This window comes from Rhodocyclus gracilis (assembly GCF_009617575.1).
GTDB classification, from domain to species: domain Bacteria; phylum Pseudomonadota; class Gammaproteobacteria; order Burkholderiales; family Rhodocyclaceae; genus Rhodocyclus; species Rhodocyclus gracilis.
Map to the genome: position 1 here is coordinate 194238 of NZ_WIXJ01000004.1, position 26811 is coordinate 221048.

At 66.8% G+C, this 26811-nt stretch carries 26 protein-coding genes; 14 read left to right on the plus strand and 12 right to left on the minus strand.

Annotation, left to right across the window (positions count from 1 at the left end; translation table 11 throughout):
* Window positions 1–5 precede the first annotated feature (5 nt).
* Window positions 6–953: a tRNA (adenosine(37)-N6)-dimethylallyltransferase MiaA gene (miaA, locus tag GHK24_RS08095; protein ID WP_228384617.1), complete on the plus strand. Its 948-nt coding sequence runs from the start codon at window positions 6–8 to the stop codon at window positions 951–953.
* 35 nt (window positions 954–988) lie between these two features.
* Complete coding sequence (locus GHK24_RS08100) at window positions 989–1276, plus strand: hypothetical protein (RefSeq protein ID WP_153471798.1); 288 nt, start codon at window positions 989–991, stop codon at window positions 1274–1276.
* Window positions 1277–1335: 59 nt separating this feature from the next.
* Here the strand turns inward: GHK24_RS08100 and purM are convergent, their stop codons facing one another.
* Window positions 1336–2385, minus strand: coding sequence for a phosphoribosylformylglycinamidine cyclo-ligase (gene purM / locus GHK24_RS08105; protein WP_153471801.1), 1050 nt, complete (start codon window positions 2383–2385; stop codon window positions 1336–1338).
* A gap of 304 nt (window positions 2386–2689) precedes the next feature.
* On the opposite strand from purM, the gene hda reads away from it, so the two are divergent.
* The 8 genes from hda to panD all read left to right on the plus strand — a co-directional run bounded on the left by hda (window position 2690) and on the right by panD (window position 9472).
* Window positions 2690–3358, plus strand: coding sequence for a DnaA regulatory inactivator Hda (hda, locus tag GHK24_RS08110; protein ID WP_153471804.1), 669 nt, complete (start codon window positions 2690–2692; stop codon window positions 3356–3358).
* Between the two features lie 140 nt (window positions 3359–3498).
* Entirely contained in the window at window positions 3499–4203 is a 705-nt protein-coding gene (locus GHK24_RS08115) for a histidinol-phosphatase (RefSeq protein WP_228384607.1), read from the plus strand.
* 75 nt (window positions 4204–4278) lie between these two features.
* Window positions 4279–5664, plus strand: a complete 1386-nt coding sequence (pcnB, locus tag GHK24_RS08120; protein ID WP_153471807.1) for a polynucleotide adenylyltransferase PcnB — start codon at window positions 4279–4281, stop codon at window positions 5662–5664.
* A 233-nt stretch (window positions 5665–5897) separates the two neighbouring features.
* Window positions 5898–6401: a 2-amino-4-hydroxy-6-hydroxymethyldihydropteridine diphosphokinase gene (gene folK, locus GHK24_RS08125; protein ID WP_153471810.1), complete on the plus strand. Its 504-nt coding sequence runs from the start codon at window positions 5898–5900 to the stop codon at window positions 6399–6401.
* 127 nt (window positions 6402–6528) lie between these two features.
* On the plus strand, window positions 6529–7179 hold the full coding sequence (locus GHK24_RS08130; RefSeq protein WP_153471813.1) for a deoxynucleoside kinase: 651 nt from the start codon (window positions 6529–6531) through the stop codon (window positions 7177–7179).
* Between the two features lie 4 nt (window positions 7180–7183).
* Window positions 7184–8008 (plus strand): 3-methyl-2-oxobutanoate hydroxymethyltransferase, encoded by an 825-nt coding sequence (gene panB / locus GHK24_RS08135; RefSeq protein WP_153471816.1) that lies wholly within the window; start codon window positions 7184–7186, stop codon window positions 8006–8008.
* A gap of 84 nt (window positions 8009–8092) precedes the next feature.
* Window positions 8093–8914, plus strand: a complete 822-nt coding sequence (panC, locus tag GHK24_RS08140) for a pantoate--beta-alanine ligase (RefSeq protein ID WP_153471819.1) — start codon at window positions 8093–8095, stop codon at window positions 8912–8914.
* 177 nt (window positions 8915–9091) lie between these two features.
* Window positions 9092–9472 carry an aspartate 1-decarboxylase gene (gene panD / locus GHK24_RS08145; RefSeq protein WP_153471822.1) on the plus strand — a complete coding sequence of 127 codons (381 nt, stop codon included), beginning with the start codon at window positions 9092–9094 and terminating at the stop codon, window positions 9470–9472.
* Window positions 9473–9558: 86 nt separating this feature from the next.
* On the opposite strand, the gene GHK24_RS08150 is transcribed toward panD, so the two are convergent.
* On the minus strand, window positions 9559–10572 hold the full coding sequence (locus GHK24_RS08150; protein ID WP_153471824.1) for a LysR family transcriptional regulator: 1014 nt from the start codon (window positions 10570–10572) through the stop codon (window positions 9559–9561).
* A gap of 97 nt (window positions 10573–10669) precedes the next feature.
* On the opposite strand from GHK24_RS08150, the gene GHK24_RS08155 reads away from it, so the two are divergent.
* Window positions 10670–11920, plus strand: coding sequence for an MFS transporter (locus tag GHK24_RS08155; RefSeq protein ID WP_153471826.1), 1251 nt, complete (start codon window positions 10670–10672; stop codon window positions 11918–11920).
* A gap of 173 nt (window positions 11921–12093) precedes the next feature.
* Here the strand turns inward: GHK24_RS08155 and GHK24_RS08160 are convergent, their stop codons facing one another.
* The 5 genes from GHK24_RS08160 to GHK24_RS08180 form a co-directional block, all read right to left on the minus strand.
* Entirely contained in the window at window positions 12094–13818 is a 1725-nt protein-coding gene (locus GHK24_RS08160; protein ID WP_153471828.1) for an NYN domain-containing protein, read from the minus strand.
* A 94-nt stretch (window positions 13819–13912) separates the two neighbouring features.
* Complete coding sequence (locus GHK24_RS08165; protein WP_153471830.1) at window positions 13913–15091, minus strand: ABC transporter permease; 1179 nt, start codon at window positions 15089–15091, stop codon at window positions 13913–13915.
* Window positions 15091–16245, minus strand: a complete 1155-nt coding sequence (locus GHK24_RS08170; protein ID WP_153471832.1) for an ABC transporter permease — start codon at window positions 16243–16245, stop codon at window positions 15091–15093. Before GHK24_RS08170 ends, GHK24_RS08165 begins: the two co-directional genes overlap by 1 nt.
* Before the next feature lie 49 nt (window positions 16246–16294).
* On the minus strand, window positions 16295–16990 hold the full coding sequence (locus tag GHK24_RS08175) for an ATP-binding cassette domain-containing protein (protein ID WP_167681477.1): 696 nt from the start codon (window positions 16988–16990) through the stop codon (window positions 16295–16297).
* Window positions 16987–18123 carry an efflux RND transporter periplasmic adaptor subunit gene (locus GHK24_RS08180; protein ID WP_228384608.1) on the minus strand — a complete coding sequence of 379 codons (1137 nt, stop codon included), beginning with the start codon at window positions 18121–18123 and terminating at the stop codon, window positions 16987–16989. Before GHK24_RS08180 ends, GHK24_RS08175 begins: the two co-directional genes overlap by 4 nt.
* 443 nt (window positions 18124–18566) lie before the next feature.
* On the opposite strand from GHK24_RS08180, the gene GHK24_RS08185 reads away from it, so the two are divergent.
* From GHK24_RS08185 to GHK24_RS08195, 3 genes are all read left to right on the plus strand, one after another.
* Window positions 18567–19268, plus strand: coding sequence for a Crp/Fnr family transcriptional regulator (locus GHK24_RS08185; RefSeq protein WP_153471837.1), 702 nt, complete (start codon window positions 18567–18569; stop codon window positions 19266–19268).
* Window positions 19269–19349: 81 nt separating this feature from the next.
* Entirely contained in the window at window positions 19350–20828 is a 1479-nt protein-coding gene (locus tag GHK24_RS08190; RefSeq protein WP_153471839.1) for a CYTH and CHAD domain-containing protein, read from the plus strand.
* Between the two features lie 24 nt (window positions 20829–20852).
* Entirely contained in the window at window positions 20853–21374 is a 522-nt protein-coding gene (locus GHK24_RS08195; RefSeq protein WP_153471841.1) for a SixA phosphatase family protein, read from the plus strand.
* A 31-nt stretch (window positions 21375–21405) separates the two neighbouring features.
* Here GHK24_RS08195 and GHK24_RS08200 read toward each other — a convergent pair whose 3' ends face one another.
* The 5 genes from GHK24_RS08200 to GHK24_RS08220 form a co-directional block, all read right to left on the minus strand.
* Window positions 21406–22122 carry a TerC family protein gene (locus GHK24_RS08200; protein WP_153471843.1) on the minus strand — a complete coding sequence of 239 codons (717 nt, stop codon included), beginning with the start codon at window positions 22120–22122 and terminating at the stop codon, window positions 21406–21408.
* Window positions 22123–22353: 231 nt separating this feature from the next.
* Entirely contained in the window at window positions 22354–23247 is an 894-nt protein-coding gene (sucD, locus tag GHK24_RS08205) for a succinate--CoA ligase subunit alpha (protein ID WP_153471846.1), read from the minus strand.
* A gap of 13 nt (window positions 23248–23260) precedes the next feature.
* Entirely contained in the window at window positions 23261–24421 is a 1161-nt protein-coding gene (gene sucC, locus GHK24_RS08210) for an ADP-forming succinate--CoA ligase subunit beta (protein ID WP_153471848.1), read from the minus strand.
* Entirely contained in the window at window positions 24418–25077 is a 660-nt protein-coding gene (locus GHK24_RS08215) for a DUF2889 domain-containing protein (RefSeq protein WP_153471852.1), read from the minus strand. Before GHK24_RS08215 ends, sucC begins: the two co-directional genes overlap by 4 nt.
* Window positions 25078–25193: 116 nt before the next feature.
* The gene (locus GHK24_RS08220; RefSeq protein ID WP_340666143.1) at window positions 25194–26579 is read right to left on the minus strand and encodes an MATE family efflux transporter; all 1386 of its coding nucleotides are present in this window, start codon (window positions 26577–26579) and stop codon (window positions 25194–25196) included.
* Window positions 26580–26811 lie beyond the last annotated feature (232 nt).

A 26811-nucleotide genomic window follows, 5' to 3' on the forward strand; every position in this document is an offset into this window, starting at 1 on the left:
TCCTGATGGGGCCGACCGCCAGCGGCAAGACGGCGCTCGCCCTCGCGCTGGCGCAACGCTTCCCCGTCGACCTCATCAGCGTCGACTCGGCGCTGGTGTTTCGCGACATGAACATTGGCACGGCAAAGCCCGACGCGGCGACGCTGCAAGCCTTTCCCCACCGCCTCGTCGACATCATCAGCCCCGAAGAAGCCTATTCGGCGGCCCGCTTTGTCACCGACGCACGCGCGATGATCGCCGACATCGGCGCACGCGGCCGCATACCGCTACTGGTCGGCGGCACCATGCTCTACTTTCGCGCGCTGGCGGGAGGGCTCGCCGAACTGCCGGCAGCCGACCCGGCGGTGCGTGCCGAACTCGACGCCGAGGCGGCCGCCCGCGGCTGGCCGGCGCTGCACGCCGAACTTGCCAGACTCGATCCGGCCACCGCCGCCCGCTTGGCACCAAACGACTCACAACGCATCCAGCGCGCACTTGAAATCTGCCGACTGAGCGGCACATCGATGTCGGCGCTGCTGGCGGCCGAGGCAGACGCCAGCGCCGGCGGGCCGGCGGGCGTTGCCAGCCCCTGCCTGTCGCTCGGGCTCTTGCCGTCACAGCGCAGCGTGCTGGCCGAGCGCATCAACGCCCGCTTTGCCGCCATGCTCGACGACGGTCTGGAAGACGAACTGGATTCGTTGCGCGAACGCTATCGGCTGGATGCCAAATTGCCATCGATGCGCTGCGTCGGCTACCGTCAGGTGTGGGAAGCGCAGGAAGGACTTTTCCCGCGCCACGAACTGCTCGCGCGCGGCTGCGCCGCGACGCGACAACTGGCCAAACGACAACTGACCTGGATGAACAACACCTTGCGCCCGGAAACCTTCGACTGCCTCGCCGCCGACCTGACGGCGCGCGTCAGCGAACGGGTGGCGCATTTTCTCGACACGGCTATCGCCGCGCCACGGCCCTAGCGCCGCAGGCGGGCACTCCGCAAAAGGATTCCGCGATGACACACGCCCCTCTCCCCGCCGACACTCCCGCCACCGCGAACGAGAGCACGCACAACAACGACGCCGGCGCGCCGCCAAAAGTCTGGCGACGCCCCGACGGTTCGCCCGTCGCCTGCGTCGAGAAGATCCGTCTGCTCAACGAGAACTTCGTCGAACTGCGGCAGCTGGCGCAAGACGCCTTCGACGACGCCTTGCTGATGGGATGCAGCGAGCGGCAGGTGCGTGACGCTTTCCGCGCACTCTTCGAGAACCTCACGCCGTCGTTCCCGGAACGGCACGACTAACCGGCGCCGGGCGCAGCGCGCCGCCGCACGCAAAGTGCCGACGGCGCTGTCATCAACGATCAGCGCACGATGGTTGCTGCCTCGCCCTCGGCCCGTGCCTCGATGCGGCCGATGACGAACGAAGGCTGACCGGCAGCGGCGAGCACTTCCTGTGCGCGAGCCACCTCGGACGGTGCCAGCACGACCACCATGCCGATACCGCAGTTGAAGACGCGGTGCATTTCGGCGTCGGCGACATTGCCTTCGCGTTGCAGCCAGTCAAACAGCGCCGGACGTTGCCAGCTCGACGCATCGATGACAGCCTTGACCGCAGCAGGCAGGACGCGCGGCACGTTTTCCGTCAGACCGCCGCCAGTAATGTGCGCCATGCCCTTGACCGGCAGCGCGGCCATCAGCGCCAGCAGCGGCTTCACGTAAATGCGCGTCGGCGCCATCACCGCGTCGGCGAGCGAACGCGTGCGTCCATCGACAGTGTCGAAAGGCGCGTCGAGATCGGGCTTCGTGCGGGCAATGATCTTGCGCACCAGCGAGTAACCGTTGGAATGCGCGCCCGACGACGGCAAGCCGAGTACAACGTCACCCGGAGCAATGTCGCGGCCGCCGATGATCGCCGACTTTTCCACCACGCCAACAGCAAAGCCGGCGAGGTCGTATTCCCCTTCCGGGTACATGCCGGGCATTTCGGCGGTTTCGCCACCGATCAGCGCGCAGCCAGCGTCCTCGCAGCCGCGGGCAATACCGCCGACCACCGAGGCCGCAGTCGCCACATCGAGCTTCCCACAGGCAAAATAGTCGAGGAAAAACAATGGCTCGGCGCCTTGCACGAGAATATCGTTGACGCTCATGGCGACAAGATCGATACCCACCGTGTCGTGGCGATTCAGCTCGAACGCCAGACGCAGCTTGGTGCCAACGCCGTCGGTGCCGGACACCAGCACCGGCTCGCGGTAGCGTTTGGGCACTTCGAACAGCGCACCGAAACCGCCGATACCGGCGAGCACGCCGTCGCGCAGCGTTTTTTTCGCCAGCGGCTTGATGCGTTCAACGAGTTCATCACCAGCGTCGATATCGACACCGGCGTCACGATAGGAGAGAGATTCCTGAGTCATCTGGGGAAGCGTCCCGAGCAAGGCCGTCGAGTGGTAGAATGCGCCGCACACGCCGCCCGACTGAAAAGCGGCGGGCAGGAGAGCCGCCGCGCTGGAAAGCCCGGATTTTAGCCGAAATGTCGGCACCGCGCCGAACGGCAGCAACGCAATCGAGAACCTCGTCGGCCGTGTCGCACCGCGCTGGCGAATCGACGCCCCGTCGCACCCCGCGCCGCCTCCGGGTCCGCGCGCACCGGACAGCACTTCCTTACAACGCCTTCTGAAGCCTTCTTCCGAAGCCTTTTTCGCCGCCGCCTGCGCCCCGATGCGTCAACTGATTCTCGACCTGCTGCCGGACGCCGCGCCCAGCCTCGACAACTTTGTCGCCGGCAGCAACGGCGAAGCGCTCGCCTGCCTGCACCAGTGGCAAACCCAGACCCCGCGCGAAACCTGCCTGTTCCTCTGGGGCGACGCCGGCGCCGGCAAGACGCACCTCCTGCGGGCGGTTGGCGTACGCTACATCGACGCGACCACCGATCCGGCACTGGCCACACTAGCCGAAGACGACACCCGCGCCGGCCTGCAACTGGCAGTCGATAACGTCGCCGCGCTCGATGCGGCAGGCCAGATTGCCCTCTTCAACGCCTTCAATCGCCTGCGCGCGAGCGGTGGCGCCCTGCTCGTCGCAGCGCCCGAACCGCCACTGCGACTGACCTTGCGCGAAGACCTGCGGACGCGCCTCGGCTCGGGGCTGATCTGCCGTTTGCAGCCGCTGACCGACGCCGAAAAAATCGCCGCGCTGGCGACGCAGGCCGCCGCCCGTGGCGTACGACTGCCGCCCGAAGTGCTCACTTACCTTCTGGCACGCGCGCCACGCGACATGCGCAGCCTGTCGGCGCTCCTCGCCTCGCTTGATCGTTATTCGCTGGAACACAAACGTCCGATCACGCTCCCCCTGCTGCGCGAGGTACTGCACGCGCGGGTCGAGGCCTGATCGCCGCGACGCCAATCCGGCGCTCCCGCCCCCCCACATCGCCCCACCCTCACGCACCTGCGCGCCCCCCCACCATTCCCGCACGCATTCCCACTCGCATCTACGCACCCAACGTCACCAACGTCACCACTCGCACGCCCATGATGACCGACTTCCCCCACCTCCCCGCCGCTGACGGGCGCGAACTGGCGCTGTTCGACCTCGACCACACGCTGCTCGCTGGCGACAGCGATTTCGAATGGGCGCAGTTCCTCATCGGCCGGGGCGTCCTCGACAGCGACCTGCACTCACGGATGAACCACGAGTTCTACCGTCAGTACGTCGACGGCACGCTCGACATCTACGAATTCCTCGAATTCCAGCTGGCGCCTCTGATGCGTCACCCCCGCGAGCAACTCGACGCCTGGCACGCGGAATTCATGCAGACGCGCATCCTGCCGATCATCGGCGAAAAAGCGCGCGCGCTGGTTCGCCGACACCTCGAACGCGGCGACCTCTGCGCGATCGTCACCGCGACCAACAGCTTCGTCACCGGCCCCATCGCCCGCGAACTGGGCATTCCACACCTGATCGCCACCATCCCGGCACAGGACGACGGCCAGTTCATCGGCCGCCCGCGCGGCCGCCCGTCCTTCCGTGAAGGCAAGGTCATCCGCGTCGAGGACTGGCTGGAAGCCCTTGGCCTGTGGCGCGGCAGCTTCCGTCGCAGCTGGTTCTACAGTGACTCGCACAACGACCTGCCACTGCTTAACTGGGTTACCTCGCCGGTCGCCGTCGATCCCGACGCCCGCCTGAGCGAAGCGGCAACGGCCGCCGGCTGGCCGATCCTCAGCCTGCGCGGATGATCGCCCACCTACCCTGACTCCCCACACACACGCCGTCCGCCCGACGGCCTACCTGCATTCCGCAACGGAACGAGGATGATTCGCAAACTTATCTATCGAGTACTGGGCCGCAAGGCCGCACCCGCTGTCGCCACCGAAAGTGACGGCCCGGCCGTGATTGCGGCGGCCCGCCACGGCATCCACCGCGATCGCCTGAGCAGCGGCGCCCGCCGCACCGTCGAAGGCCTGCAACAGGCCGGCTACAAGGCCTACGTCGTTGGCGGCGCCGTCCGCGATCTGCTTGCCGGCATTCCGCCCAAGGATTTTGACGTCGCCACCAACGCCACGCCGGAACAAGTCCGGCAGTGCTTTCGTCGCTCGCGCATCATCGGCCGCCGCTTTCAGATCGTGCATGTGCTGATGGGCGCCGAGACCATCGAGGTCGCCACCTTCCGTGGCCCGCACGATGGCAACACGCTGACCGACGAACACGGTCGCGTGCTGCGCGACAACGTCTTCGGCACGCACGCCGAAGACGCCGCGCGCCGCGACTTCACCGTCAACGCGCTGTACTACGACCCGGTCGCCGAAACCATCGTCGACTTCCACCACGGCGTCGCCGACCTCGAACAAAAAACCCTGCGCATGATCGGTGAGCCGACGCAGCGCTTCCGCGAAGACCCGGTGCGCATGCTGCGTGCGGTGCGTCTGGCAGCGAAGCTCGGCCTGACCATCGATCCGGCGGCGCGCCGTCCGATCCGCGAACTGACGCCACTCATCGAAAACGTGCCGCCCGCCCGGCTTTTCGACGAAATGCTGAAGCTGCTGACCTCCGGCCACGCCCTGCGCTGCGTCACGCAACTGCGCGCCGAAGGCCTGCACCGGGGGCTCCTGCCCTTGCTCGACGTCATCCTCGAACAGCCCCTCGGCGAGCGTTTCGTCATGCTGGCGCTCGACAGCACCGACCGCCGCGTTCGCGAAGGCAAGCCGATTTCGCCGAGTTTCCTCTTCGCCACGCTGCTCTGGCAGCAAACCCTGGCGCACTGGAAACGTCTGCAAAGCGCCGGCGAGCGACCGATTCCGGCACTCTTCGTCGCCATGGACGAAGTGCTCGACGCGCAATCCGAAAAACTCGCCATCACCCGGCGTATCGCTGGCGACATCAAGGAAATCTGGGGCTTGCAGCCGCGATTCGAGCAACGCTCCGGCAAGCGGCCGTTCGCGCTGCTGGAACACCCGCGTTTCCGCGCCGCCTGGGACTTCCTGCTGCTGCGCAGCGAATCCGGTGAAATCGACCGCGAACTCGTCGACTGGTGGGAAAGCTTCCTCGCCGCCGACGGCGACGACCGCGCGCAACTTCTGCAGGCACCGCGTGCCGACGACGTCAAAAAGCGCCGCCGCCGGCGCCGCAAGCCGGCCTCGGGCAACGGCAACGACGCCGCTACGGGCAGCGCCGTGCCGGGCAACGCGAGCATCGACTAAGACCATCGCCAACGCGGCGCCACCGGCGCCCGGCGCCCGGCGCGTGCCAGCCTCGGCGCCGCGTTGGCATCGACCGCGCAGCAAGGTGCCGCCCCTCCGCTCCCCTCCCTATTCCAGCACGCCACCCCGAGCCTCTGCCGATTCTGCGAAGATCCCACCTGGATTCAGCTGCATTTCAGCCTCGATTCCGCACAGCCCCACCGAATCAGCACCAACCCCATCCAGATTCCGCGATGACCGATCCGCAACCCTTTCGCCAAGCCCTCGTCGCCCTCGGCGCCAATCTCGTACAGCCGGAAGCGCAAGTGCGCGCCGCTGCCGTCGAGCTCGGTGCGCTGCCGGAGACGCGCCTGGTGCGCCTGTCGTCGCTCTATCGCACCGCGCCGATTGACGTTGGCGACGAGAGCCAGCCCGACTACATCAATGCCGTCGCCCTGCTGCAAACACGCCTGCCGCCCTCAGCACTGCTGGCGGCACTGCTCGCCACCGAGCTGCGCTTTGGCCGCCGCCGTGACTATCACCACGCGCCGCGCACGCTCGACCTCGACCTCCTGCTCGTCGACGATCTGCGCATCGATAGCGAGGCGCTGACGCTGCCGCATCCGCGCATGCACCTGCGCGCCTTTGTCATCGCGCCGCTGCTCGAAATCGTGCCGGATTGCCAGATCCCCGGACGCGGCACAGCCGCCGCCTGGCTGCCCGCCGTTGCCAGCCAGCGCATCGAAAAGCTCGCCTGATCCCACGCGTAGCCGCGCCATCCGTGAACATCCTTCTCCCCGCCCCCCGGCAACGACCGCCACGCACGCTTGACTATCGGTGGGCGGCTCTGTGTATCCTTGGCGCCGTCTCATTTATTTCGCTCTCATGAAAAAAACGTCGCTTGCCAGGCTGCGCCACATCGTCGTCGAAGGCCCGATCGGCGCCGGAAAGACGAGCCTCGCGCAACGTCTGGCCACGCTCACGGACGCCCGGGTTGTTCTCGAAGCGCCGGAGCAAAACCCGTTTCTCGCGCGTTTTTACGACGCCCCGGAACGGCACGCGCTCGCCACGCAGCTCCACTTTCTCTTCCAGCGCTGCGAACAACAACGCAATCTGGTGCGTAGCGACGATTTTGGCCGGCAGGTGATCGCCGATTATCTGATCGAGAAAGACCCGCTCTTCGCGCGCCTGACGCTTGCCGACGACGAGTACGCGCTCTACCGACAAGTCTTCGAGCGCGTTGCCCCCACGCCGCCGGCGCCGGATCTGGTGATCTACCTGCAAGCACGGCCGGAGACCCTCGTCGCGCGCGTGCGCCGGCGCGGCAAGGAGGCGGAGCAGTCGATCAGCGACAGCTATCTGGCGCGTCTGGCGGAGAGCTACACGCAGTTCTTCCATCACTACGACGCCGCACCGGTGATGGTGGTGAATTCGGAAAACCTCAACTTCGTCGACCGCGAAGAAGACTTCGTGCTACTCGTCGAGCGTCTGGAAGCCATGCGCGGCGCACGCGAGTATTTCAACCGGGGAGAGTAAGCCCATGTCCGTTCATTTGGCTGCCGACGCACCGCGGCGGCGCCTGACGCACCTCGATCTTGGTCGGATGCGCGCCGAAGGCCGCAAGATCGCCATGCTGACCTGCTACGAAGCCAGCCTCGCGGGCGTCTGCGACGCGGCCGACGTCGACGCGCTGCTCATCGGCGACTCGCTCGGCATGGTCGTGCAAGGCCACGACTCGACGCTGCCGGTGACTGTCGCCGATATCGCCTATCACGTCGGCGCCGTGGTGCGCGGCAGCCGCCGCCCGCTGGTGCTCGCCGACCTGCCCTTCGCCAGCTTTCAGGAAAGCCCGCAGCAAGCCTTCCGCAACGCCGCCACGCTGATGGTCGCCGGCGCGCAGATGGTGAAGATCGAAGGCGGTGTCGACATGGCGGAGACGACGCGTTTCCTCTGCGCCCGCGGCATCCCCGTCTGCGCCCACGTCGGCCTGACGCCGCAATCGGTGCATCAGTTCGGCGGCTATCGCATTCAGGGGCGCGACGAAGACGGCGCAGCACGCGTACTCGCCGACGCGCAGGCGCAAGAAGACGCCGGCGCGTCGCTGATCGTGCTGGAAGCCATCCCCGCCGCACTCGCCACCCTGATCACCCAGCGCCTGACGATCCCGACCATCGGCATCGGTGCCAGCGTCGAGTGTTCCGGTCAGGTGCTGGTACTGCACGACGCGCTCGATATTTCGCCCGGCCGCAAAGCCCGCTTCGTGCGCAACTTCATGGCGGGACAATCGTCCATCGCCGCCGGTATCGCCGCCTACGTTAACGCCGTCCGCGACGGCAGCTTCCCGGCCCCCGAACACTGTTACTGAGCGCCAGCGGGGCGAGGGGTGCCGCTGGCACCGTTCGCCCGCCGCCGTTCTTTCCCGCCCACCCGCACGGACTGTCCTCACACCATGCAACTCGTTCACTCGATTTCCGCGCTGCGCAGCGCGCTCGCCGGCCAGCACGCCGCCTTCGTTCCCACCATGGGCGCCCTGCACGACGGCCATATCTCGCTGATGAATGCGGCGCGCACGCACGCCGATACCGTCGTCGCCAGCATCTTCGTCAACCGCCTGCAATTCGGGCCGAACGAAGACTTCGACCGCTACCCGCGCACCCTCGCCGCCGACTGTGAGCGGCTGGCTGCCGCCGGCGTCAGCGTCGTCTTCGCCCCCGCCGAAGACGAGCTTTATCCCGAAGCGCAGACCTTCCACGTCGAGCCGCCGGCCATCGCCAGCCAGCTCGAAGGCGAATTCCGTCCCGGCCATTTCCGTGGCGTGGCGACGGTCGTCCTCAAGCTCTTCAACATCGTGCAGCCGCAAGTCGCCCTCTTCGGCAAGAAGGATTACCAGCAACTGGCCATCCTGCGCAGCATGGCCCGGCAGCTGGCGCTGCCCTTCCCGATCATCGGCGTCGATACCCTGCGCGATAGCGACGGCCTCGCCCTGTCGTCGCGCAACCGTTACCTGTCGGTCGCCGAGCGGCAACAGGCGCCACAGCTCTACCGCACGCTCTGCGCCCTGCGCGACGCCATACACGGCGGCGCCAGCGACTTCGCCGGACTCGAACGCGAGGCCATCGCCTCGCTCGACGCCACCGGCTGGAAGAGCGATTACATCGCCATCCGGCGACGCGCCGATCTCGCCGTACCGACGACAGGCGAACGCGAACTCGTCATCCTCGCCGCCAGCCGCCTTGGCAACACGCGCCTGATCGATAACATCGAACTCTGATGCCGGCGGGGTGCCCAAGGCGCCCCGGCCGAACATTGACAGAGAGCGACGAGGGGCTACAATCGCCCTCCTCCTTGCCGGGGACGAACAGACACCCGCACACACACCCGCCGCCGCCCGCGTCCTGGCGGCCCGCACATAGCGGGTGCCCGGCAACTCCCGCTGAGAGGAATCCCCATGATTCGCACCCTGCTGAAGTCGAAACTGCACCGCGTGACGACCACGCACGCCGACCTGCATTACGAAGGATCGTGCGCCATCGACGAAGACCTGCTCGACGCCGCCGACATTCTGGAAAACGAGCAGATCGACATCTGGAACGTCAATAACGGCGAGCGTTTCACCACCTACGCCATTCGCGCCGAGCGCGGTTCCGGCGTCATCTCGGTCAACGGCTCGGCTGCCCGCCGCGCCGCGCCCGGCGACATTCTCATCATCGCCACCTTCGCCGCCTTCAACGAGGCCGAACTGGCGCAGCACTCGCCCAAGCTGATCTACGTCGACGCGCTCAACCGCATCGTCCGCACCGGCCACCGCATCCCCGTGCAGCCCGCCTGAGGGCGGCCTGACGGCCGCTGCCGCCGACGAAAAAGCCGCGCAACAGCGCGGCTTTTTCGCTGGTTCACCCCACCAGCGCCGTCCCGCTAGCCGACGACCACTCCCGGTACGGCGTGCCGCATCACCTCGACAAAGCGGCGCAGGCGCGCCGGGTAAAAGCGCGCGTAGGGATAGACGAGGCAGACCGGCAGCGGCGCCGCCCGCCATTGTGGCGTGAGGTGCAGCAAGCGGCCGGCCGCCAGATCGTCGGCCAGCACCCACGCCGAGCCGACGGCGACGCCCAGTCCTTCCAGCGCCGCACTGCGTAGCGCGTAGAGACTGTCGGTGCTGAGCCGGGGGGTAATGGCGATACGCCGCTCCTCGCCGCTGTGCACATGGCGCAGCAGAATGTCCTTGCGATAGTAGGTGCGCAGCGCCAGCCAGGGCAGATCGGCGAGATCCGCCGTATCGTCGGGGCATGGCCGGCCAGCCAGCACCGACGGCGCGGCGACGAGGATGCGCGGCACCTCGCCGAGCCTGATCGCCACCAGCGACGAATCCGTCACCTCGCCGACCTGAATCGCGCAGTCGATGCCGGCCGCGATGAAATCCTCGATGGCGCTATCGTCGTGCAGCAACCACTCGACACTCATGCGCGGATAGCGCCGCAAATACTCCGCCAGCGGCCTGACCAGCCGCTCCTGCCCGAAGGCGTGCGGGGCGACGACGCGCAGCACACCCTCCGGCTCGTCGCTGACGCCGCGCACGTCCGACTCGAAGGCCGCCCAGTTCGCCAGCAACTCGCGCGCGCGCTCGAAGCAGCGTTCGCCGTCGTCGGTCAGGCGCATGGCGTGGGTCGAGCGATTGAGCAGGCGCACACCGAGCGAGCGTTCCAGCGTCTGCAAACGACGGCTGACGGTCGGCTGTGTCGTGCCCAACTGCGCCGCTGCCGCCGACAGACTGCCCGCCTCGACGATACGCACGAAGGTCTGCATCAACTCGATGCGGTCGCCGCTGACGGGCAAGGTCGCCGCGCTGGGTGAATTCGGCGAATGCGGTGGGCTCGATGAATTCGATGAACTCGGCAAGGGCAGCGCGGAGGCGATCACGGGTTTAGCCATGCGCTCAATGTATAACAGATCTGCGCCGGACGGCACTACCCGACAGGCACCTCACGGCCCAAACTGCGCCCCGTCGAAACACGCCGGAGATCGTCGCATGTCATCCATCCATAATCTGCATGATCGGCCCGCATCCGCTGCCGCGCCGACAGTGCCCGCCACGGACGCGACACCGCACGCGCTGTCGTCGCGCCTCGTCATGCTGCTCGCCGTCGCCGCCGGGCTGGCGGTTGCCTCGCTCTACTACAGCCAGCCGATGCTCGGCATCCTCGCCACCGACATCGGCGCCAGCGATCTGCACATCGGCTACGTGCCGACGCTGACGCAACTGGGCTACGCAGTGGGAATCCTGCTGCTGGCACCACTCGGCGACCGCCATGACCGGCGCCGCATCATCCTCGTCAAAACCATCGCGCTCGTCGCCGCCCTGCTCGCGGCAGCGGCCGCTCCCTCGCTCGGCGTACTGCTGGCGGCGAGCCTCGCCATCGGTCTGACGGCGACGCTGGCGCAAGACATCGTGCCGGCAGCGGCAACGCTCGCGCCGCCCAGCCAGCGCGGCAAGGTCGTCGGCTCGGTGATGACCGGGCTGCTGCTCGGCATCCTGCTCTCGCGCGTCATCAGCGGCGTCATCGCCGAGGCGCTCGGCTGGCGCGCCATGTTCGTCATCGCCGCGTTGGGCGTCGGTGGCATCGGCGTCGCCACCTGGCGCGCCCTGCCGCATATCGCGCCGACGACGACGCTCGCCTACCGCGCGCTGCTCGCTTCGCTGCTCGACCTCTTTCAGCGCCACGCCACCCTGCGCCGCGCGGCGCTCGCGCAAGGGCTGTTGTCGCTGGGCTTCAGCGCCTTCTGGTCGACACTCGCCGTCATGCTGCACGCCGAGCCCTTCCACCTTGGCGCCGCCGTCGCGGGCGCCTTTGGCCTCGCCGGCGCTGTTGGCGCGCTGGCCGCCCCGGTCGCCGGCCATCTCGCCGACCGGCATGGCCCCGAATGGGTGACGCGCCTCGGTAGCGGGCTGGCGGCGCTGTCCTTCGCGCTGATGTGCGCTAGCCCGCTCCTCACGCCGCACGCGCAGCTCTGGCTGCTCGCCGTCGGCACCATCGGTTTCGACCTCGGCGTGCAGGCGGCGCTGATTGCACACCAGACCATCGTCTACGGCATCGATCCGGGCGCGCGCAGCCGGCTCAACGCCGTGCTCTTCGTCGGCATGTTCGTCGGCATGGCCGCCGGCGCAACGCTCGGCAGCGCCGCACTGGCGCACTGGGGCTGGCTCGCCGTCACTGCGCTCGCCACGCTGGCCGCCAGTGCCGCGCTCGCCGTACGCTTCTGGCGCGTCCCAGCCGCCTGAGCAGCGCGCCGTAACGGGCGGCGCCGATGCCAAAAAGTGGCGAAGAAAAAAACAGCGAAAGGACCGAGAAAAGGGGCTGAGTCGCGCTGACTCAGCCCCTTTTCGTTTGGCTGCTTCGATCCGCCCCTATCGCTCACGCCCGGCGAGCGGCGGACGCGGCAGGCAAGACGCGATCAGGCGGCGTCTTTCGCGACCTTCGGCGCACGCGGACGACGCGGGCGTGCCGGTGCTTTTTTCTTCGCTTCCCCCGTCGCGCTGGAACCCGCGGTCGGGGCCGCCGACGCCACGGTACTCGCAGCCGCCCGCTCCACCAGAAGGGCGGCAAGCGAATTGGCAGGAGGCTGCGACGGAGCGGGCGCGGCGGCGCTCACCTCGGCGGCCGGCGCACTGACGCTCTCGCCAGCCCCCGACGCACGCCGACCCCGCCCCCCGCGCCGCCCGGAACGCGGCGCTGAGCGGCCGGCAGCGGCATCGTCAGACGGCGAGAATTCGGCGGCGGAGGGGGTAGCGGCGAGGTTGACGGGGCTGGCAGGATTGGCGGAAGTGGACGCAGCGGCGACGGCATTCTCCGCCCCCGACGAGGCAACCGCCGGAACGGTAGACGTCGGCCTGGCGCCCGCCACTGCGCCCGACTCCGCAACGCGCGCCTCTGCCGGAGCGGATTCCGGTACGCCAGCGCGCGCCGTCTGGCGCGACGCTCCTTGCCGGTTCTCCTGCGCCCGTTCATGCGACTCGACGCGCACCGTGTCTCTCACTACTTCGCTGACGACCTCGCCCCCCCCTTCGCGACCTGTTTCACGCGCTGGCTCGTCAGCCGACTCCGCCGCCGGGCGAGACGCCCCGGCGCGTTCAGTCCGTGACACAGCCCTGCCAGTGCTGCGACCGCCCCGGCCGCGCCCACGGGGGGTGCCCGTCGTGCGTGCCGGGCGCGCCTCGGCGGCATCCCCCGCCGCCGCTGGCGCGGAGATCGCCCCATCGCCATCCGTGGGAGCGGCCGTGTCGGGAGCGGCCGGTGCGGCGGCCGAGGGGGAAACCGATGCGGCAGGGATGCCCGCCGGAGAGGACACGGCCTCCAGCGAGGCTTCGGAGCGGGTGCCCCGATGCACCCAGGTACCCGATTTTTCGTCGCGGCCAACGACGAAGAAACCACGCGATTGCGCTTCTTCGAGCAGGTTGCCGAAGGCGCGGAAGCCGAAGTAGGTTTCGTTGAAGTCGGGCTTGCGCCGCTTGATCGCTTCCTTGAGCAGCGATGCCCAGATCTTGCCGCTGTCGCCACGTTCGGCGACGAGCGCGTCGAAGGTGCTGACGGCGAGGTCGATGGCCTTGCTCTTGCGTGCTTCAAGCTCTTCCTTCTTGCGCTTGTCTTCCTCGGACGGACGCTTGCTGGCGGCCGGCTCGCGTTCGCGGCGGGCGGCGCGCTGGCTGTCGCGCACCAGATCGTCGTAGAAGATGAACTCGTCGCAATTGGAGATGAGCAGGTCCGAACACGACTGCTTGACGCCGACACCGATGACGCGCTTGGCGTTCTCGCGCAGTTTGGAGACAAGCGGCGAGAAGTCCGAGTCGCCGCTGATGATGACGAAGGTGTCGACGTGCGCCTTGGTGTAGCAGAGGTCGAGCGCGTCGACGACCATACGGATGTCGGCCGAGTTCTTGCCCGACTGACGCACGTGCGGGATTTCGATCAGCTCGAAGTTGGCCTCGTGCATGGTCGCTTTGAAGGTCTTGTAACGCTCCCAGTCGCAGTACGCCTTCTTGACGACGATGCCGCCCTTCAGGAGCAGACGTTCGAGCACCGGCTTGATGTCGAATTTCTCGTAGTTGGCGTCACGTACGCCGATGGCGACGTTTTCGAAGTCGCAGAAGACGGCCATGCTCGGGGTATCAGCAAACGCCATGGGGGAAGTTCTCCGTGTAATGGGCCGGACGAAACGCGGCAGGATGGTTTGAGTATAGCGCCGCCGTCGGGCAACTCGCGGCGAGCGGCGAGTCTCAGGCGGCGCGCAACGCGTCGACGATATTCATGCGCGCGGCCCGCGCTGCCGGCAATACACCGCCAATGAAGCCCATGAAGAGCGCAAAAAGCAGGCTCTTGACGACAACCCGAGGCGTCAGCTCGAAGGTAAACGCGAGTTCGGCAAAGGACTGGAAGTTCGTCGTCGACAGGCTGATCAGCTGCATGCACGACGCAGCCGCCAGCCCGACGAGGCCGCCGAGCAAGGAGAGCAGCAGCGATTCGAGCAGGAAGGCGAGCAGGATGCTGCGCCGGCGAAAGCCGATGGCGCGCAGCGTACCGATTTCGGCGGTGCGGCTGGCGACGGCGGCGTACATGGTGATCATTGCGCCGATGATGGCGCCGATGGAGAAAATCACCGACAACGACAGGCCGAGGATGCGGATGAAGGTGGCCAGCGTTTCCGACTGCTCGGTATAAAAGACGCGCTCGCGCTTGGCCTCGAGCATCAGACGCGGATCGCTTTCGATGGCCTCCTTGGCCGCGTCGAACTGCGACGGATCGGTCAGGCGAAAGATCAGCGACGAAAACACCGGCCGCCGGAAGGCTTGCATCAACTGGTCGGCGTCGCCCCAGATTTCCGAGTCGAAGCCCGACTGGCCGGCGTCGAAAAGACCCACGATGGCCCACTCGCGCCCGCCAAAGCGCAGCGAATCGCCGAGCCCGGCATTCTCGAAGCGCTCGGCGACGCCACGGGCGACGACGATCTCGGCAACGCCGGGATGAAACATCCGCCCGGCGACGATCTTCACTTGCGGGCGCAGCGTGAAGCCCATGGCGTCGACACCGCGGATGATCACGTTCGACGGCTTGTCGAGTTCGCCCTCGCGGCCGCGCTTGTTGAGCGTGATGAGCACCACCGACTCTTTCGAGATCAGGCGCTCGCCGGCGCCGCCCATGGCGACCTGCGGCAGGCTTTCGACGATGGCGGCAGGAACGCGCTCGACGGCGCTTTGCACCTCGCTGCCCGACGCACGACGCGTGACGACCACGTTATCGGGTTCGCCGGTGTCGACCAGCGTGCGTTTCAGGCCCTCGTCGAGCATCAGCACGGCGGCGAAAACGAAGACCACCAGCGCCATGCCGCCGGCCGTCAACGCCGTCGTCATCACGCGGGTGCGCAGGTTGCGCAGCGAATAGGCGAGCGGAATCTGCATCAGCCGATGCTCCGCAAACCGTCGACGATCTTCACCCGCGCCGCCCGCCGTGCCGGGAAGAAGGCGGAGATCAGACCGACCAGCAAGGCCCACAGCATCTGCAAGCCGACCGTCGTGGACGAAACATCAAAGACCGGGAAGAACTTGCCGAGCGTCTTGGCAAACAGCGCGGCGACGGGGAAGGTCGCAGCGATGCCGACGCCACCGCCAATGGCGGCAATGGCGAGCGATTCGCCGTAGATGAGCAGAATGACGAACAGCGGCGAGAAGCCCAGCGCCTTCAGCGTCGCATACTCCGCCGTCCGCTCGCGCACCGTCATCGCCATGGTGTTGGCCATCACGGCGAGGATGATGAAGATGACGACGTACGAAACGAGGCGGATGGCAACGACGATCGACTCGGTGCGCGAAACGAAACCCAACTGGAAGGCGCGATCCGTCTCCGTCAGGGTTTCCGCGTTGCTGTTCTTGAACTGGATGTCGATGGCGCGGCTGATCTCGGCGGCGCGGGCGGAATCGCCGATATCGACAACATAGACGCCGACCTCGTTGGCGCGGCCCGGCCAGCGCTTCTTCAGCGTCTCGTTGAGATAGTCCCAGTGAAAGAGCATCTGCGAAACGTCGGTCTTGGCGTCGCGTCCGGTATAGATGCCACGGATGACGAAATCCCAGTTGCCCGGAAAAACCCGCCCTTGCAAGGTAATCGTGTCGCCGACCTTGAAGCCGTAGGTACGCGCCAGCTTGGCGCCAACGATGCAGCCCTTGCGATCGCGCAGGAATTCGCGCCGCTCCTCGTCCGTCAGCCGGAACTCGGAATAGATGTTGAGGTAGCTTTCCGGCTCAATGGCGAACTGCGGAAAGAAGTTCTTCGGCTCCTTGTAGACGCCGCCGAACCAGTTGGCGAGCGTGATCGCGCGCACGCCGTCGATCTGCCGGATTTTTTCGCGGTAGGTGATCGGCAGCGGGAAAACGAGCGAAATCGAATTGCGCGTGATCAGCCGCGCCCCCGACGCCCCGTCGGCGCCGGCGTACCAGGCGCTGATGACCGTCGACAGCAGGCCGTAGGCAAGAATGGCCACGGCCAGCCCGACCATCGTCAGCAGGGTGCGCAGACGATGCCGGAAGGCGTTGCGGAAAATCAGCGCCAGCAGCATGCGCTATCAGCCGCCGCGAAGGCGCGGCGCAGCCGGCCGCAGGGCGCGCTCAGGCACGGACATCCTCACGCCCGGACAACTCGCCTTTCTCCAGATGCATGATGGCGTGCGCGTGGCCGGCGGCGCGGCTGTCGTGCGTGACCATGATGATCGTCTTGCCGATTTCGTCATTCAGGCGCTGCATCAGACGCAGGATGTCGTTGGCCGATTCGCGGTCGAGGTCGCCGGTCGGCTCATCGGCGACGATCAGCGTCGGATCGGTGATCAGCGCACGGGCAATGGCGACGCGCTGCTGCTGACCGCCGGAGAGCTCCGACGGCGCGTGATCGGCGCGGTCGGCAAGGCCGACCATCTCCAGTGCCAGACGCGCGCGCTCGGTCCGCTCGCGACGCGGCATGTCTTTGAGCAACAACGGCAATTCGACGTTTTCCAGCGCCGACAACACGGGCATCAGGTTGTAGAACTGAAAGATGAAGCCGACGTTGCGGGCGCGCCAGTCGGCGAGATCCGCCTCGTCGAGGTTGCCGATTTCCTCACCGGCGACGATCAACTGGCCGGAATCCGGGCGATCGATGCCGGCGATGAGATTGAGCAGGGTGCTTTTGCCGGAGCCCGACGGCCCCATCAGGGCAAGAAAAGCCCCGGCCTCGATGTCAAAACTCACGCCGGCCAGCACCGGCACGATCTGCTGGCCGCGGCGATAGGTCTTGACGATATTGCGCAGGCTGACGAGCGCGTCGCTCACTTTTGCTCCACGCGGACGCGATCGCCGTCGTGCAGGCTTTCCGGCGGACGGACGATCACCTTGTCGCCGGATTTGACGCCCGTGACGGCAACGAGATCGTTGATCTTGCGCCCCGTCGTCACCGGTAGCGGCCGCACCCGGCCGTCGACAATCGTGAATACCTGCGACTGCCCATTGCGCGAAACGACGGCCTCCTGGCTGACGGCAACGAGCGCCTGCCGGTCCTCTGCCGCCGGTTCCTTGTCGAGGAAGGCCACTTTGGCGCTCATTTCCGGCAGCACGGCGGCGTCACGATCGACGAAACGCACCTTCACCAGCACCGTCGCCTTGCTGCGGTCGACGGTCGGCACGGTGCGGCTGACGACACCGCGCAGCCGCTGATCGGGGAAGGCATCCAGCTGAATTTCGCACGGCTGGCCGACGCGAATCTTCGACAGATTGACTTCCGAGACGTCGGCCTCGACTTCCAGCGTTTCCATGTCGGCCATGGTAACGACAGCGCCCTTGCTTTCGGACGCCGACGAGAACGGCGTGATGACATCGCCGACATTGGCCGATTTGGTGAGGACGACGCCGTCGAAGGGGGCGCGAATCAGCGTCTGATCGACCGACACCTGCGCCGCCCGCTGATTGGCCTGCGCCACTGCCAGCGCAGCGCGCGCCTTGTCGAGGCGGGCCTGCGCCGAATCGAGCGCTGAACTGGAGACATAATTCTTGGCCGCCAGATCGCGCGAGCGGACAAAGGCACGCTCGGCGTCGGCCACCTCGGCACGCGCCGACACGACGTTCGCCGCCGCCTGATCGACCTGCGCCACCATGTCGCGATTTTCAACACGGGCGATGACATCGCCCTGTTTGACGCGACTGCCTTCGACCACGCCCAGCCACTCCAGCCGGCCGGTCGCTTTTGACGCCACCGAGGCCTTGCGCTGGGCAACGACGTAACCGGCGGCATTGAGCAACGTCACCGACTGATAGGGGTAGGCGGTCGTCACACTCACCGTTTCGACGACTTTCTCGCCGTTCAGATGCGCGACCGCAAACGCCACGGCCAGCAACACTGCCGCACCGATTGCCCACGGCCGATAATTGCGTCGGCGGCGCGCCGTTCCGGGACGGCGGTCAATGGTCAACCGGGAAAGATCCGTGTCGGGCATAAGAGGCAAGCACTCGGTTTTAAGGTGGCCGATTATACGACGACCCTGCCCACACCTTCAGAGATTCGCCCACCCGCCGCGGGCGCCGTTACTCCTTCTCGGCCAATCGCTTGGCAACGCTCCCGACCCGCTGCCCGGCCCTGCACTCGCCTGCCAGCAGCGACGAGGCCAGCGAAGAGCCAGCCAGCACGCCGCGCCTTTCTTGCCGCCAGCGGCGAGGAATGCGACGATGAAGGCAGCGCGGCGGACGCAGCACCAAGGCCCGTCGCCACAAGGCGCACCGCTGGCGCGTTGGCCCAGCCTCTCCCTCCCACTCATTCCACTCGCCGCGACCTCGCAACGCTTGCTGATCGCCCCACCCGTCACACCCCGCCCGCCCCTTCACGCCACTACTCACCTCTCTCGCCACCCAGACCCGCATGCACGGAAACCGTCCCGCCATCAACATCGAGGCGCTGCTCTCGCACGTACCTCTCTTCAAAAGCCTGTCCGCTGACGAAATCGCGCGTCTGGCGCGCGGTACGCGTGACATCGCCGCACCGCGCGGCGAACTGCTCTTCCACAAGGGCGACCAGCCGACAGGCATGCATCTGGTGGTCTACGGGCAGGTCAAGCTCGCCTTCACCTCACCGCAAGGCGGCGAGAAGGTCGTCGAAATCCTCGGCCAGGGGCAGACCTTCGGCGAAGCGGTGATGTTCATGGATCGCCCCTACATCGTCTACGCGCAGGCGCTGGCGGACTCATTGCTGCTGCACATTGCCAAGACGGCGATTCTCGAAGAGATGGAACGCGACCCGCAGCTCGCGCGCAAGATGATTGCCGGCCTGTCGCAGCGCCTGCATCAGGTCATCAGCGATGTCGAAGCGTTTTCCCTGCAATCGGCGCGCCAGCGCATCATCGGCTATCTGCTGCGCGACGTGCCGGAGAGCGAGGGGGAAACGGGGCAGACGACGACCATCACGCTACCGACGCAAAAAGGCGTCATCGCCTCGCGCCTCAACCTCACGCACGAACACTTCTCGCGCATCCTGCAGGAGTTCTCGCAAAAAGGCCTCATCGACGTGGCCGGCCGCGATATCCGCATCACCGATATCCACGGCCTGCGCACCTACGAGGAATGAGGCTCCCTGCCGGGCAAAAACGCATTTTTGTCATCTGCGCGAGGTGACTTCCCGAGGGCGCATCTGGTTACAATCGGCACCATGCCAATTGAGACCGAAATCAAGCTATCACTGCCCGCGCGCAGTGCCGGCCAACTCCTCCGCCACCCCGTGCTCGCCGGCCACGCACCGCAGCGACAACGGCTTGCCAACACCTACTACGACACCGCCACGCTGACGCTCCTGGCCGCCCGCGTCGCCGTCCGCTACCGCCAGCGCGGCTGGCAGTACTGGCTGACGGTCAAGTGTGCCGCACCCGCCGTCGGCGGACTGGCGCAGCGCAACGAATGGGAAACACCGGGGTTACCCGGCAGCTTCGATTTCTCTGCGGTCGACGATGCCGGGTTACGGCAGCAGCTGGAATCCGTGCGGGCCGATCTGCAACCGGTGTTCAGCACCGACTTCACGCGGCGTCTGTGGATCATCGAGCCACGCCCCGGCGCGCGCATCGAACTGGCCTTCGATCGGGGGCAGATTCGTGCGGGCGAGCGCCAGGAAGCGATCTGCGAGGTCGAACTCGAACTCCTCGAAGGCACGGTCGCCGACCTCTTCGCGCTGGCGCACACCTTGCAGGAAACCCTGCCGCTGCACCCCGAAGCCGCCAGCAAGGCCGAACGCGGCTACCGCCTGTTTCTCGGCACGCCACACAAGGCAACGAAATCGCGGGCGATTGCGCTTGCCCCCGACAGCGGCAGCCTCGCGGCCTTCCGCCAGGTTGCGCTGGCCTGCCTCGAACACCTGCAAGGCAACGAGCGCGGCGTACGCGAGAGCGATGCGCCGGAGTTCGTCCATCAGTCGCGCGTCGCCATCCGCCGCCTGCGCTCGGCGCTGCGCGTCTGGCGGCCCCTGCTGCCGGCCGACACCCTCGCCGCCTTCGACGCGCGCTGGCGCACGCTCGCCATCGAGCTTGGCGAAGCGCGCAACTGGGATGTCTTCGTCACCGAAACGCTGCCACCGCTGCTCGCCCGCTTCCCCGACTGCGCGGCGTCGGCGCGTCTGCAACGTTTCGCCAGCCTGCGCCGTAACGCCAGCCGCAAAGCCGCCCGCGCGGCCCTAAGCTCGCCCGAATACGGCCGTCTGCTGCTCGATTCGACGGCCGCGCTGCTCGCCCTGTCCGACGGTGAAGCATCGTCGCTCAAGGCGTTCGCCCAGGACTGTCTGAACAAACGCGCGCGCAGCGTCGGCCGGCTGGCGACCGCCGCACTGGGCGCCGACGCGCCCGCCCGCCACCGCCTGCGCGTCGGATTGAAGCGACTGCGCTACGCCGTCGAGTTCTTCGCGCTGCTCTTCCCCGGCCGCAAGCTCGAGCGTTACCTGCTCTCCGCCGCACGCCTGCAGGATCTGCTCGGCCACATGAACGACCTGTCGGTCGCCAACGAGTTGCTGGCCAGCGCACCGGCCAGCGCGCACAGCCAGATCGCCAGCGGCTGGCTGGCCGGCCGCGACGAGCTGATGGCGCGCGAAATCGACGACGCCATCGCCGCCTTTGTCAGCCAGCCACCGCCCTGGAAAAAAGGCTGACGTCTTTACCGCGAAGCAAACACCATGGATTTACTGCTCTGGCGCCACGCCGACGCCGAAGATGGCCTGCCCGATCTGCAACGACCGCTCACCGCACGCGGCGAGGCACAGGCGCAACAGATGGCTGACTGGCTGCATGCGCACGCACCGAAGCGGCTGGCAGTCCTCGTCAGCCCCGCCGTGCGGGCGCAACAAACGGCAGCGGCGCTCAAGCAGCCCTTCGTCACCGACGAACGCCTGCGGCCGGGCGCGGATGTCTGCGAACTGCTCGCCGCCACAGGCTGGGCCGACGGCGACGAGATGGACGACAGCGACGACGGAAGCACGACCACTGCCGTCCGGCACTCGCCGACGCACGCCCGGCGCGCCGTCCTCGTCGTCGGCCATCAGCCGACGCTCGGCCGCGTCGCCGCCTTGCTGTTGGGCGGACAGGAGGCCGACTGGTCGGTGAAAAAAGGCAGTGTGTGGTGGTTCAGCAATCGCGTGCGACGCGGCGAAACGCAGACCGTGCTGCGCGCCGTCATCGGCCCCGACTACCTGCCCTGAACGAGAACGGCGGCGCCCGCCACGACAAGCCCTAGTCGGCGCCTTCGCTCGCCGAGCGGCCCGCCCGTGCAGCAACCAGCGAACGCCGCGCCAGCCAGGAGCCGACGCTGATCACGAGCAGGGCGCCAAGCGCGGGAATGAGGTGATTGGCCCAGGGCGCCGTCGCCGTCAGCCAGGCTTTCCAGAGCGTATCGGCGACGAGCATTTCGCCCGCCACCCAGCCGAGCAGACCGGCGCCACCCAGCACGATCCACGGAAAGCGCCCCATCAGCGACATGATCAGCTGACTGGAGCCGACGATCAGCGGGATGCTGACAGCCAGCCCGAATATCAGCAGATAGACATTGTCCTTGGCCGCGGCGGCCACACCGACGACGTTATCGAGGCTCATCACCAGATCGGCGAGGATGATCGTGCGCACGGCGCCGAAAAGATGATCGGCCGGCGTGATTTCCTGCTCGTCGTCATCCGGCAGCAGCAGCTGGATACCGATCCACAGCAGCAAGAAGCCGCCCGCGATCTTCAGCCCCGGAAAGCCGAGCAGGCCGACGGCGAAGAAGGTGAGCAGAATACGCAGCGTCACCGCGCCGGAAACGCCCCAGAGGATGCCGAGGCGGCGCTGTTGCGGCGGCAGATTGCGGCAGGCGAGCGCAATCACCACCGCGTTGTCGCCGGAGAGAACGACATCGATGAGGATGATTTGCAGCACAGCCGCCCAGAAGCCGGGCGCGTTGATCATTTCAAGCATGGGGCAGTCGCCAAGAAAGCGCCGTGGCGCCGCGGTGAAAATTCGATGGCCGCGATTCTACAGGGGATGTCAAAACCGCTCGACCTCGGTTCGGTGACAACACCGGCCGCGACGCGAGCCCAAGCACCGCTGCAACAAGCAAGAGGCGGCGGTGCAAGACAGCCCCCACGCAAATCGCGGCCGAAAAAAAGGCGGACTCGCGTCCGCCTTTTGGCTACAGCGTACCTGTGATCAGAGCAGAGCCTTGAGCAGGCGCCCCATTTCCGACGGATTGCGGGTGACTTTGAAACCGCACTCTTCCATCACCGCCAGCTTCGCATCGGCCGTGTCGGCGCCACCGGAAATCAGCGCACCGGCGTGGCCCATGCGCTTGCCGGCCGGCGCGGTGACGCCGGCGATGAAACCTACTACTGGCTTCTTCATGTGTTCCTTGCACCAGCGTGCAGCGTCGGCTTCGTCGGGGCCACCGATTTCACCGATCATGATCACCGCGTCGGTGTCGGGGTCGTCGTTGAACATCTTCATGACGTCGATGTGCTTGAGACCGTTGATCGGATCGCCGCCGATACCGACCGCCGACGACTGGCCGAGGCCGATCTCGGTGAGCTGACCGACGGCTTCGTAGGTCAGCGTGCCCGAGCGCGAAACGACGCCGATGCGGCCCTTCTTGTGGATGTGGCCGGGCATGATGCCGATCTTGATTTCGTCCGGCGTGATCAGGCCGGGGCAGTTGGGGCCGAGCAGCAGTGTTTCCTTGCCGCCGGCGGCGACCTTCGCCTTCATGCGGTTGCGCACGATCAGCATGTCGCGCACGGGGATGCCTTCGGTGATGCAGATCGCCAGATCGAGGTCGGCCTCGCAGGCTTCCCAGATCGCGTCGGCAGCGCCGGCCGGCGGCACGTAGATGACCGAGACGGTGGCGCCGGTTTCGGCGGCGGCTTCCTTCACCGTGCCGTAGATGGGGATGCCGAAGATCGATTCGCCGGCCTTTTTCGGATTGACGCCGGCCACGAAACAGTTCTTGCCGTTGGCGTATTCCTGGCACTTCTCGGTGTGGAACTGGCCGGTCTTGCCGGTGATGCCCTGCGTGATGACGCGGGTGTCTTTGTTGATGAGGATGGACATGCGAGGGCTCTCCTTATTTGACGGCGGCGACGATCTTCTCGGCCGCATCGGCCATCGTGTCGGCAGAAATGATCGGCAGGCCCGAATCCTTCAGGATCTGGCGGCCCAGCTCTTCGTTGGTGCCCTTCATGCGCACCACCAGCGGCACGGCGAGTTTCACCTCGCGCGCGGCAACGACGACGCCGTTGGCGATGGTGTCGCAGCGCATGATGCCGCCGAAGATGTTGACCAGAATGCCCTTCACCTTGGGGTTCTTGAGCATGATCTTGAACGCTTCGGTGACCTTCTCGGCCGTCGCGCCGCCGCCGACGTCAAGAAAGTTGGCCGGCTCGGCGCCGAAGAGCTTGATCGTGTCCATCGTCGCCATGGCCAGCCCGGCGCCGTTGACCAGACAGCCGATGTTGCCGTCGAGCGAGATGTAGGCGAGGTCGAACTTGGAGGCTTCGATTTCGTCGGCGTCCTCTTCGTCGAGGTCGCGATAGGCGACGATTTCGGGGTGACGGAAGAGCGCGTTGGCGTCGAAGTTGAACTTGGCGTCGAGCGCCTTGATCGTGCCATTGCCTTCGAGAATCAGCGGATTGATCTCGGCGAGCGAGGCATCGGTCTCCATGTAGCAGGTATAGAGCTTCTTGAAGGTGTCGATGGCCTGCGGCAGCGAGGCCTCCGGCACGCCGATGCCGCGCGCCAGTTCAAGCGCCTGCGCATCAGTGACGCCGGCGGCCGGATCGACGAAGACCTTGATGATCTTCTCGGGCGTCGCGTGCGCGACTTCCTCGATGTCCATGCCGCCTTCCGACGAGGCCATGATGGCGACCTTCTGCGTGGCACGGTCGGTCAGCGCGGCAACGTAGTATTCCTTCTTGATGTCGGCGCCTTCCTCGATCAGCAGGCGGCGGACCTTCTGGCCTTCCGGGCCGGTCTGGTGCGTCACCAGTTGCATGCCGAGAATCTCGCCGGCGAGTTGGCGAACGTCGTCCAGCGAACGCGCCAGCTTGACGCCGCCGCCCTTGCCGCGACCGCCCGCATGAATCTGCGCCTTGACCACCCAGACCTTGCCGCCCAACGTCTCGGCGGCGCTGACGGCGTCGTCGACGCTCGCACAGAAGATGCCGCGCGGAACGACAACGCCGAATTTCTTCAGGATCTCCTTACCCTGATACTCGTGGATTTTCATTCGCTTTCCTTGCTTGGGTTGCTGAGGTTGCCGGCGGGGCCGGCGCTGAGGGGACCATCGGCAGACGATGGCGCTGATGACGGAAGAGGGTCCGCGCCCGTGGATGCGGCCGGCGCCAGATACCAGCGCGGATAATAGCGGCGCACCGCCTCGCCGTGCGCATCGAGTGCATGACAGCGGTCAAGCTGAAAGGGTTTGTGGGCGCTGTCGCCCCCGGCGTTGTCCTGCACCTCGCTGGCCAGCGTCTGCAAGGCCGCCGTTGGCAGGTGCATGAGCAGTTCGGTGAGATGCGAACAGCCGCGCAGGTCGCCAAAGAGGCTTTTCACCGCCGAGCGAAAACCGCGAAAGAGATTCAGCCCGACGACGCGCTCGTAGGCCGGTGCGATGGTGTCGCAATAGCCGGCGTACGGAGTAGCGTCAGAGCAGGCTTCTGCCGCGACGATGGTCATGTGCCGGTCGATGGTGACGCGCACCGACATGTCGTGCACCGGGCTGCCTTGCGGGCGCAGGCCGGAGGACAGAAAGTAATCGTGATCCTTGACGTCGGTGATGCGCGCCTCGATGTCCCAATAGCCGTCCTCACGCTTGAAGCCCGCGAGCTCCACGCGGCGCACGTGCTTGCGAGTCCGGTCGACGGGGGGAGGAGGGAGCGGCATCAGCGATCCAGGCGAAGACAAGGGAGCCCCCGCGTGCGGCCCGAGCAAACTCGGCGACGGCGACGCGGCGAGCGGGCGATGCTAGCACAAACGGATGCGATTTTAGTGCCGCCGCCTTACGGATGGGGGCTCACGGCGGTGCCATCCGCCATCAGCGTCTGCTCGGCTTCGCGCCGCGCGCGCACCACCGCCCGCCACAGCAGCCCGCCGAGCAGCAGGGCAGCGAAGACCAGACTGAGCAACGAGGCGATCCAGAAGCCCGCCACCCCGAGCGGCGTCGCGCCGCGAAACGCCAGCCACCAGCCGCCACCAAGACCGACGCCCCAGAAGCACAGCACGTGCACGATCATCGGCGTCAGCGTGATCTTGTACGCACGCAAGGCGAAGGCGGCGATCGTCTGCACCGCGTCGAACACCTGATAGAGCGCCAGCCAGCCGATCAGACCCAGCGCCGTCACCTGCACCCGCACATCGCTGGTGTAAGCCTCGACCAGCGGTGTCGCCAGCAGCCACAGGATGATGCCGAGCGCCGTCGACAAGCCGCCCGCCAGCAGGAGGCCCGCCGTGATGGAGAGACGCGCGCGCCTGGCATCCCGCGCGCCGACCGCCTGACCGACCTGCGCCAGCGTCGCAATCGCCAGCGCCAGCGGCAGCATGTACACCACCGCTGCCAGATTGGCGACGATGCGGTGCGCCGCGACCACCGCCGCCCCCAGCTGCGCGACGAAGAGCGCAATGAAGGTGAACGCCGAAATCTCGACAAAACTCGAAAAGCCCATCGGCAGCCCCAGCCGCAGCAGCTCCCGCAAGGCCGGCCAGTGCGGCCACTCCCAATGCGCGAACAGGCGAAACGGCGCCATCGCCGACGCAAACCGCAGATAGGCCAGCGCGCACAGGAACGCCACCCAGCCGGCGACAGCATTGGCGATGCCGCAGCCGACCACGCCGAGCCCCTCGCCGCCCCAGCGCCCGCTGACCAGAAGCCAGGCCAGAAAACAGTGCAGTGCGCCGGCAAACAGGCTGATCGTCATCAAGGCACGCGGCTGACCGACTGCGTTGCAGAACGAGTAGAAAGCGCGATGCATCAGCACGGCCGGCATACCGATAGCCAGAATCGTCAGGTAGGCGCGCACTTTCGCCTCCACCGTCGGCTCAATCGGCGACAAGGACAGCAGCGCCCCCGGATGCAGCATCAGTGCGACGCCGGGCAGCATCAGCAAGAGCGCCAGCCAGAACGCCTGCCGCAGGGCCGGCGCGATCGCCGCCTCGCGGCGCGCGCCATAGTGCTGCGCGACAATCGGCCCGACCGCCTGAACGATGCCGGCCAGCGCAAAAAGCACCGCCACGTAGATGCCGCCGCCAACAGCCACGGCCGCCAGATCGTCCGTCCCGAAATGCCCGAGCAGAACGGTATCGACGATCATCATGGCCATGCCGGCCAGCTGGGCGATCAGCATCGGCAGGGCATGGGAAACGAGCAGGCGGGTCTGGCGAAGGAGCACGGGAGAAGTCGACAAAAACAGTCAGATTAACCGATTTCGCCACGCTACGCCGCCCGATACCCCACTTTCCGGGCATTCGAATTGCCTCGGCATAGCCCGTCGCGGTAGCATCCGCGCCACCCCAGTCGGGGAACACCTGCGCCTGCCGCGCCACAAGCGCCGCCCAGCCGCCCGCGAACACGCCGCCCGTGCGGCCACCCCGCCCGACACCCCACATCATTGACGAACGACG

Coding starts and splice junctions, on each gene's coding strand:
- miaA (WP_228384617.1), top strand. CDS start 6: ATGGGGCCGACCGCCAGCGGCAAGACGGCGCTCGCCCTCGCGCTGGCG.
- GHK24_RS08100 (WP_153471798.1), top strand. CDS start 989: ATGACACACGCCCCTCTCCCCGCCGACACTCCCGCCACCGCGAACGAG.
- purM (WP_153471801.1), bottom strand. CDS start 2,385: ATGACTCAGGAATCTCTCTCCTATCGTGACGCCGGTGTCGATATCGAC.
- hda (WP_153471804.1), top strand. CDS start 2,690: ATGCGTCAACTGATTCTCGACCTGCTGCCGGACGCCGCGCCCAGCCTC.
- GHK24_RS08115 (WP_228384607.1), top strand. CDS start 3,499: ATGATGACCGACTTCCCCCACCTCCCCGCCGCTGACGGGCGCGAACTG.
- pcnB (WP_153471807.1), top strand. CDS start 4,279: ATGATTCGCAAACTTATCTATCGAGTACTGGGCCGCAAGGCCGCACCC.
- folK (WP_153471810.1), top strand. CDS start 5,898: ATGACCGATCCGCAACCCTTTCGCCAAGCCCTCGTCGCCCTCGGCGCC.
- GHK24_RS08130 (WP_153471813.1), top strand. CDS start 6,529: ATGAAAAAAACGTCGCTTGCCAGGCTGCGCCACATCGTCGTCGAAGGC.
- panB (WP_153471816.1), top strand. CDS start 7,184: ATGTCCGTTCATTTGGCTGCCGACGCACCGCGGCGGCGCCTGACGCAC.
- panC (WP_153471819.1), top strand. CDS start 8,093: ATGCAACTCGTTCACTCGATTTCCGCGCTGCGCAGCGCGCTCGCCGGC.
- panD (WP_153471822.1), top strand. CDS start 9,092: ATGATTCGCACCCTGCTGAAGTCGAAACTGCACCGCGTGACGACCACG.
- GHK24_RS08150 (WP_153471824.1), bottom strand. CDS start 10,572: ATGGCTAAACCCGTGATCGCCTCCGCGCTGCCCTTGCCGAGTTCATCG.
- GHK24_RS08155 (WP_153471826.1), top strand. CDS start 10,670: ATGTCATCCATCCATAATCTGCATGATCGGCCCGCATCCGCTGCCGCG.
- GHK24_RS08160 (WP_153471828.1), bottom strand. CDS start 13,818: ATGGCGTTTGCTGATACCCCGAGCATGGCCGTCTTCTGCGACTTCGAA.
- GHK24_RS08165 (WP_153471830.1), bottom strand. CDS start 15,091: ATGCAGATTCCGCTCGCCTATTCGCTGCGCAACCTGCGCACCCGCGTG.
- GHK24_RS08170 (WP_153471832.1), bottom strand. CDS start 16,245: ATGCTGCTGGCGCTGATTTTCCGCAACGCCTTCCGGCATCGTCTGCGC.
- GHK24_RS08185 (WP_153471837.1), top strand. CDS start 18,567: ATGCACGGAAACCGTCCCGCCATCAACATCGAGGCGCTGCTCTCGCAC.
- GHK24_RS08190 (WP_153471839.1), top strand. CDS start 19,350: ATGCCAATTGAGACCGAAATCAAGCTATCACTGCCCGCGCGCAGTGCC.
- GHK24_RS08195 (WP_153471841.1), top strand. CDS start 20,853: ATGGATTTACTGCTCTGGCGCCACGCCGACGCCGAAGATGGCCTGCCC.
- GHK24_RS08200 (WP_153471843.1), bottom strand. CDS start 22,122: ATGCTTGAAATGATCAACGCGCCCGGCTTCTGGGCGGCTGTGCTGCAA.
- sucD (WP_153471846.1), bottom strand. CDS start 23,247: ATGTCCATCCTCATCAACAAAGACACCCGCGTCATCACGCAGGGCATC.
- sucC (WP_153471848.1), bottom strand. CDS start 24,421: ATGAAAATCCACGAGTATCAGGGTAAGGAGATCCTGAAGAAATTCGGC.
- GHK24_RS08215 (WP_153471852.1), bottom strand. CDS start 25,077: ATGCCGCTCCCTCCTCCCCCCGTCGACCGGACTCGCAAGCACGTGCGC.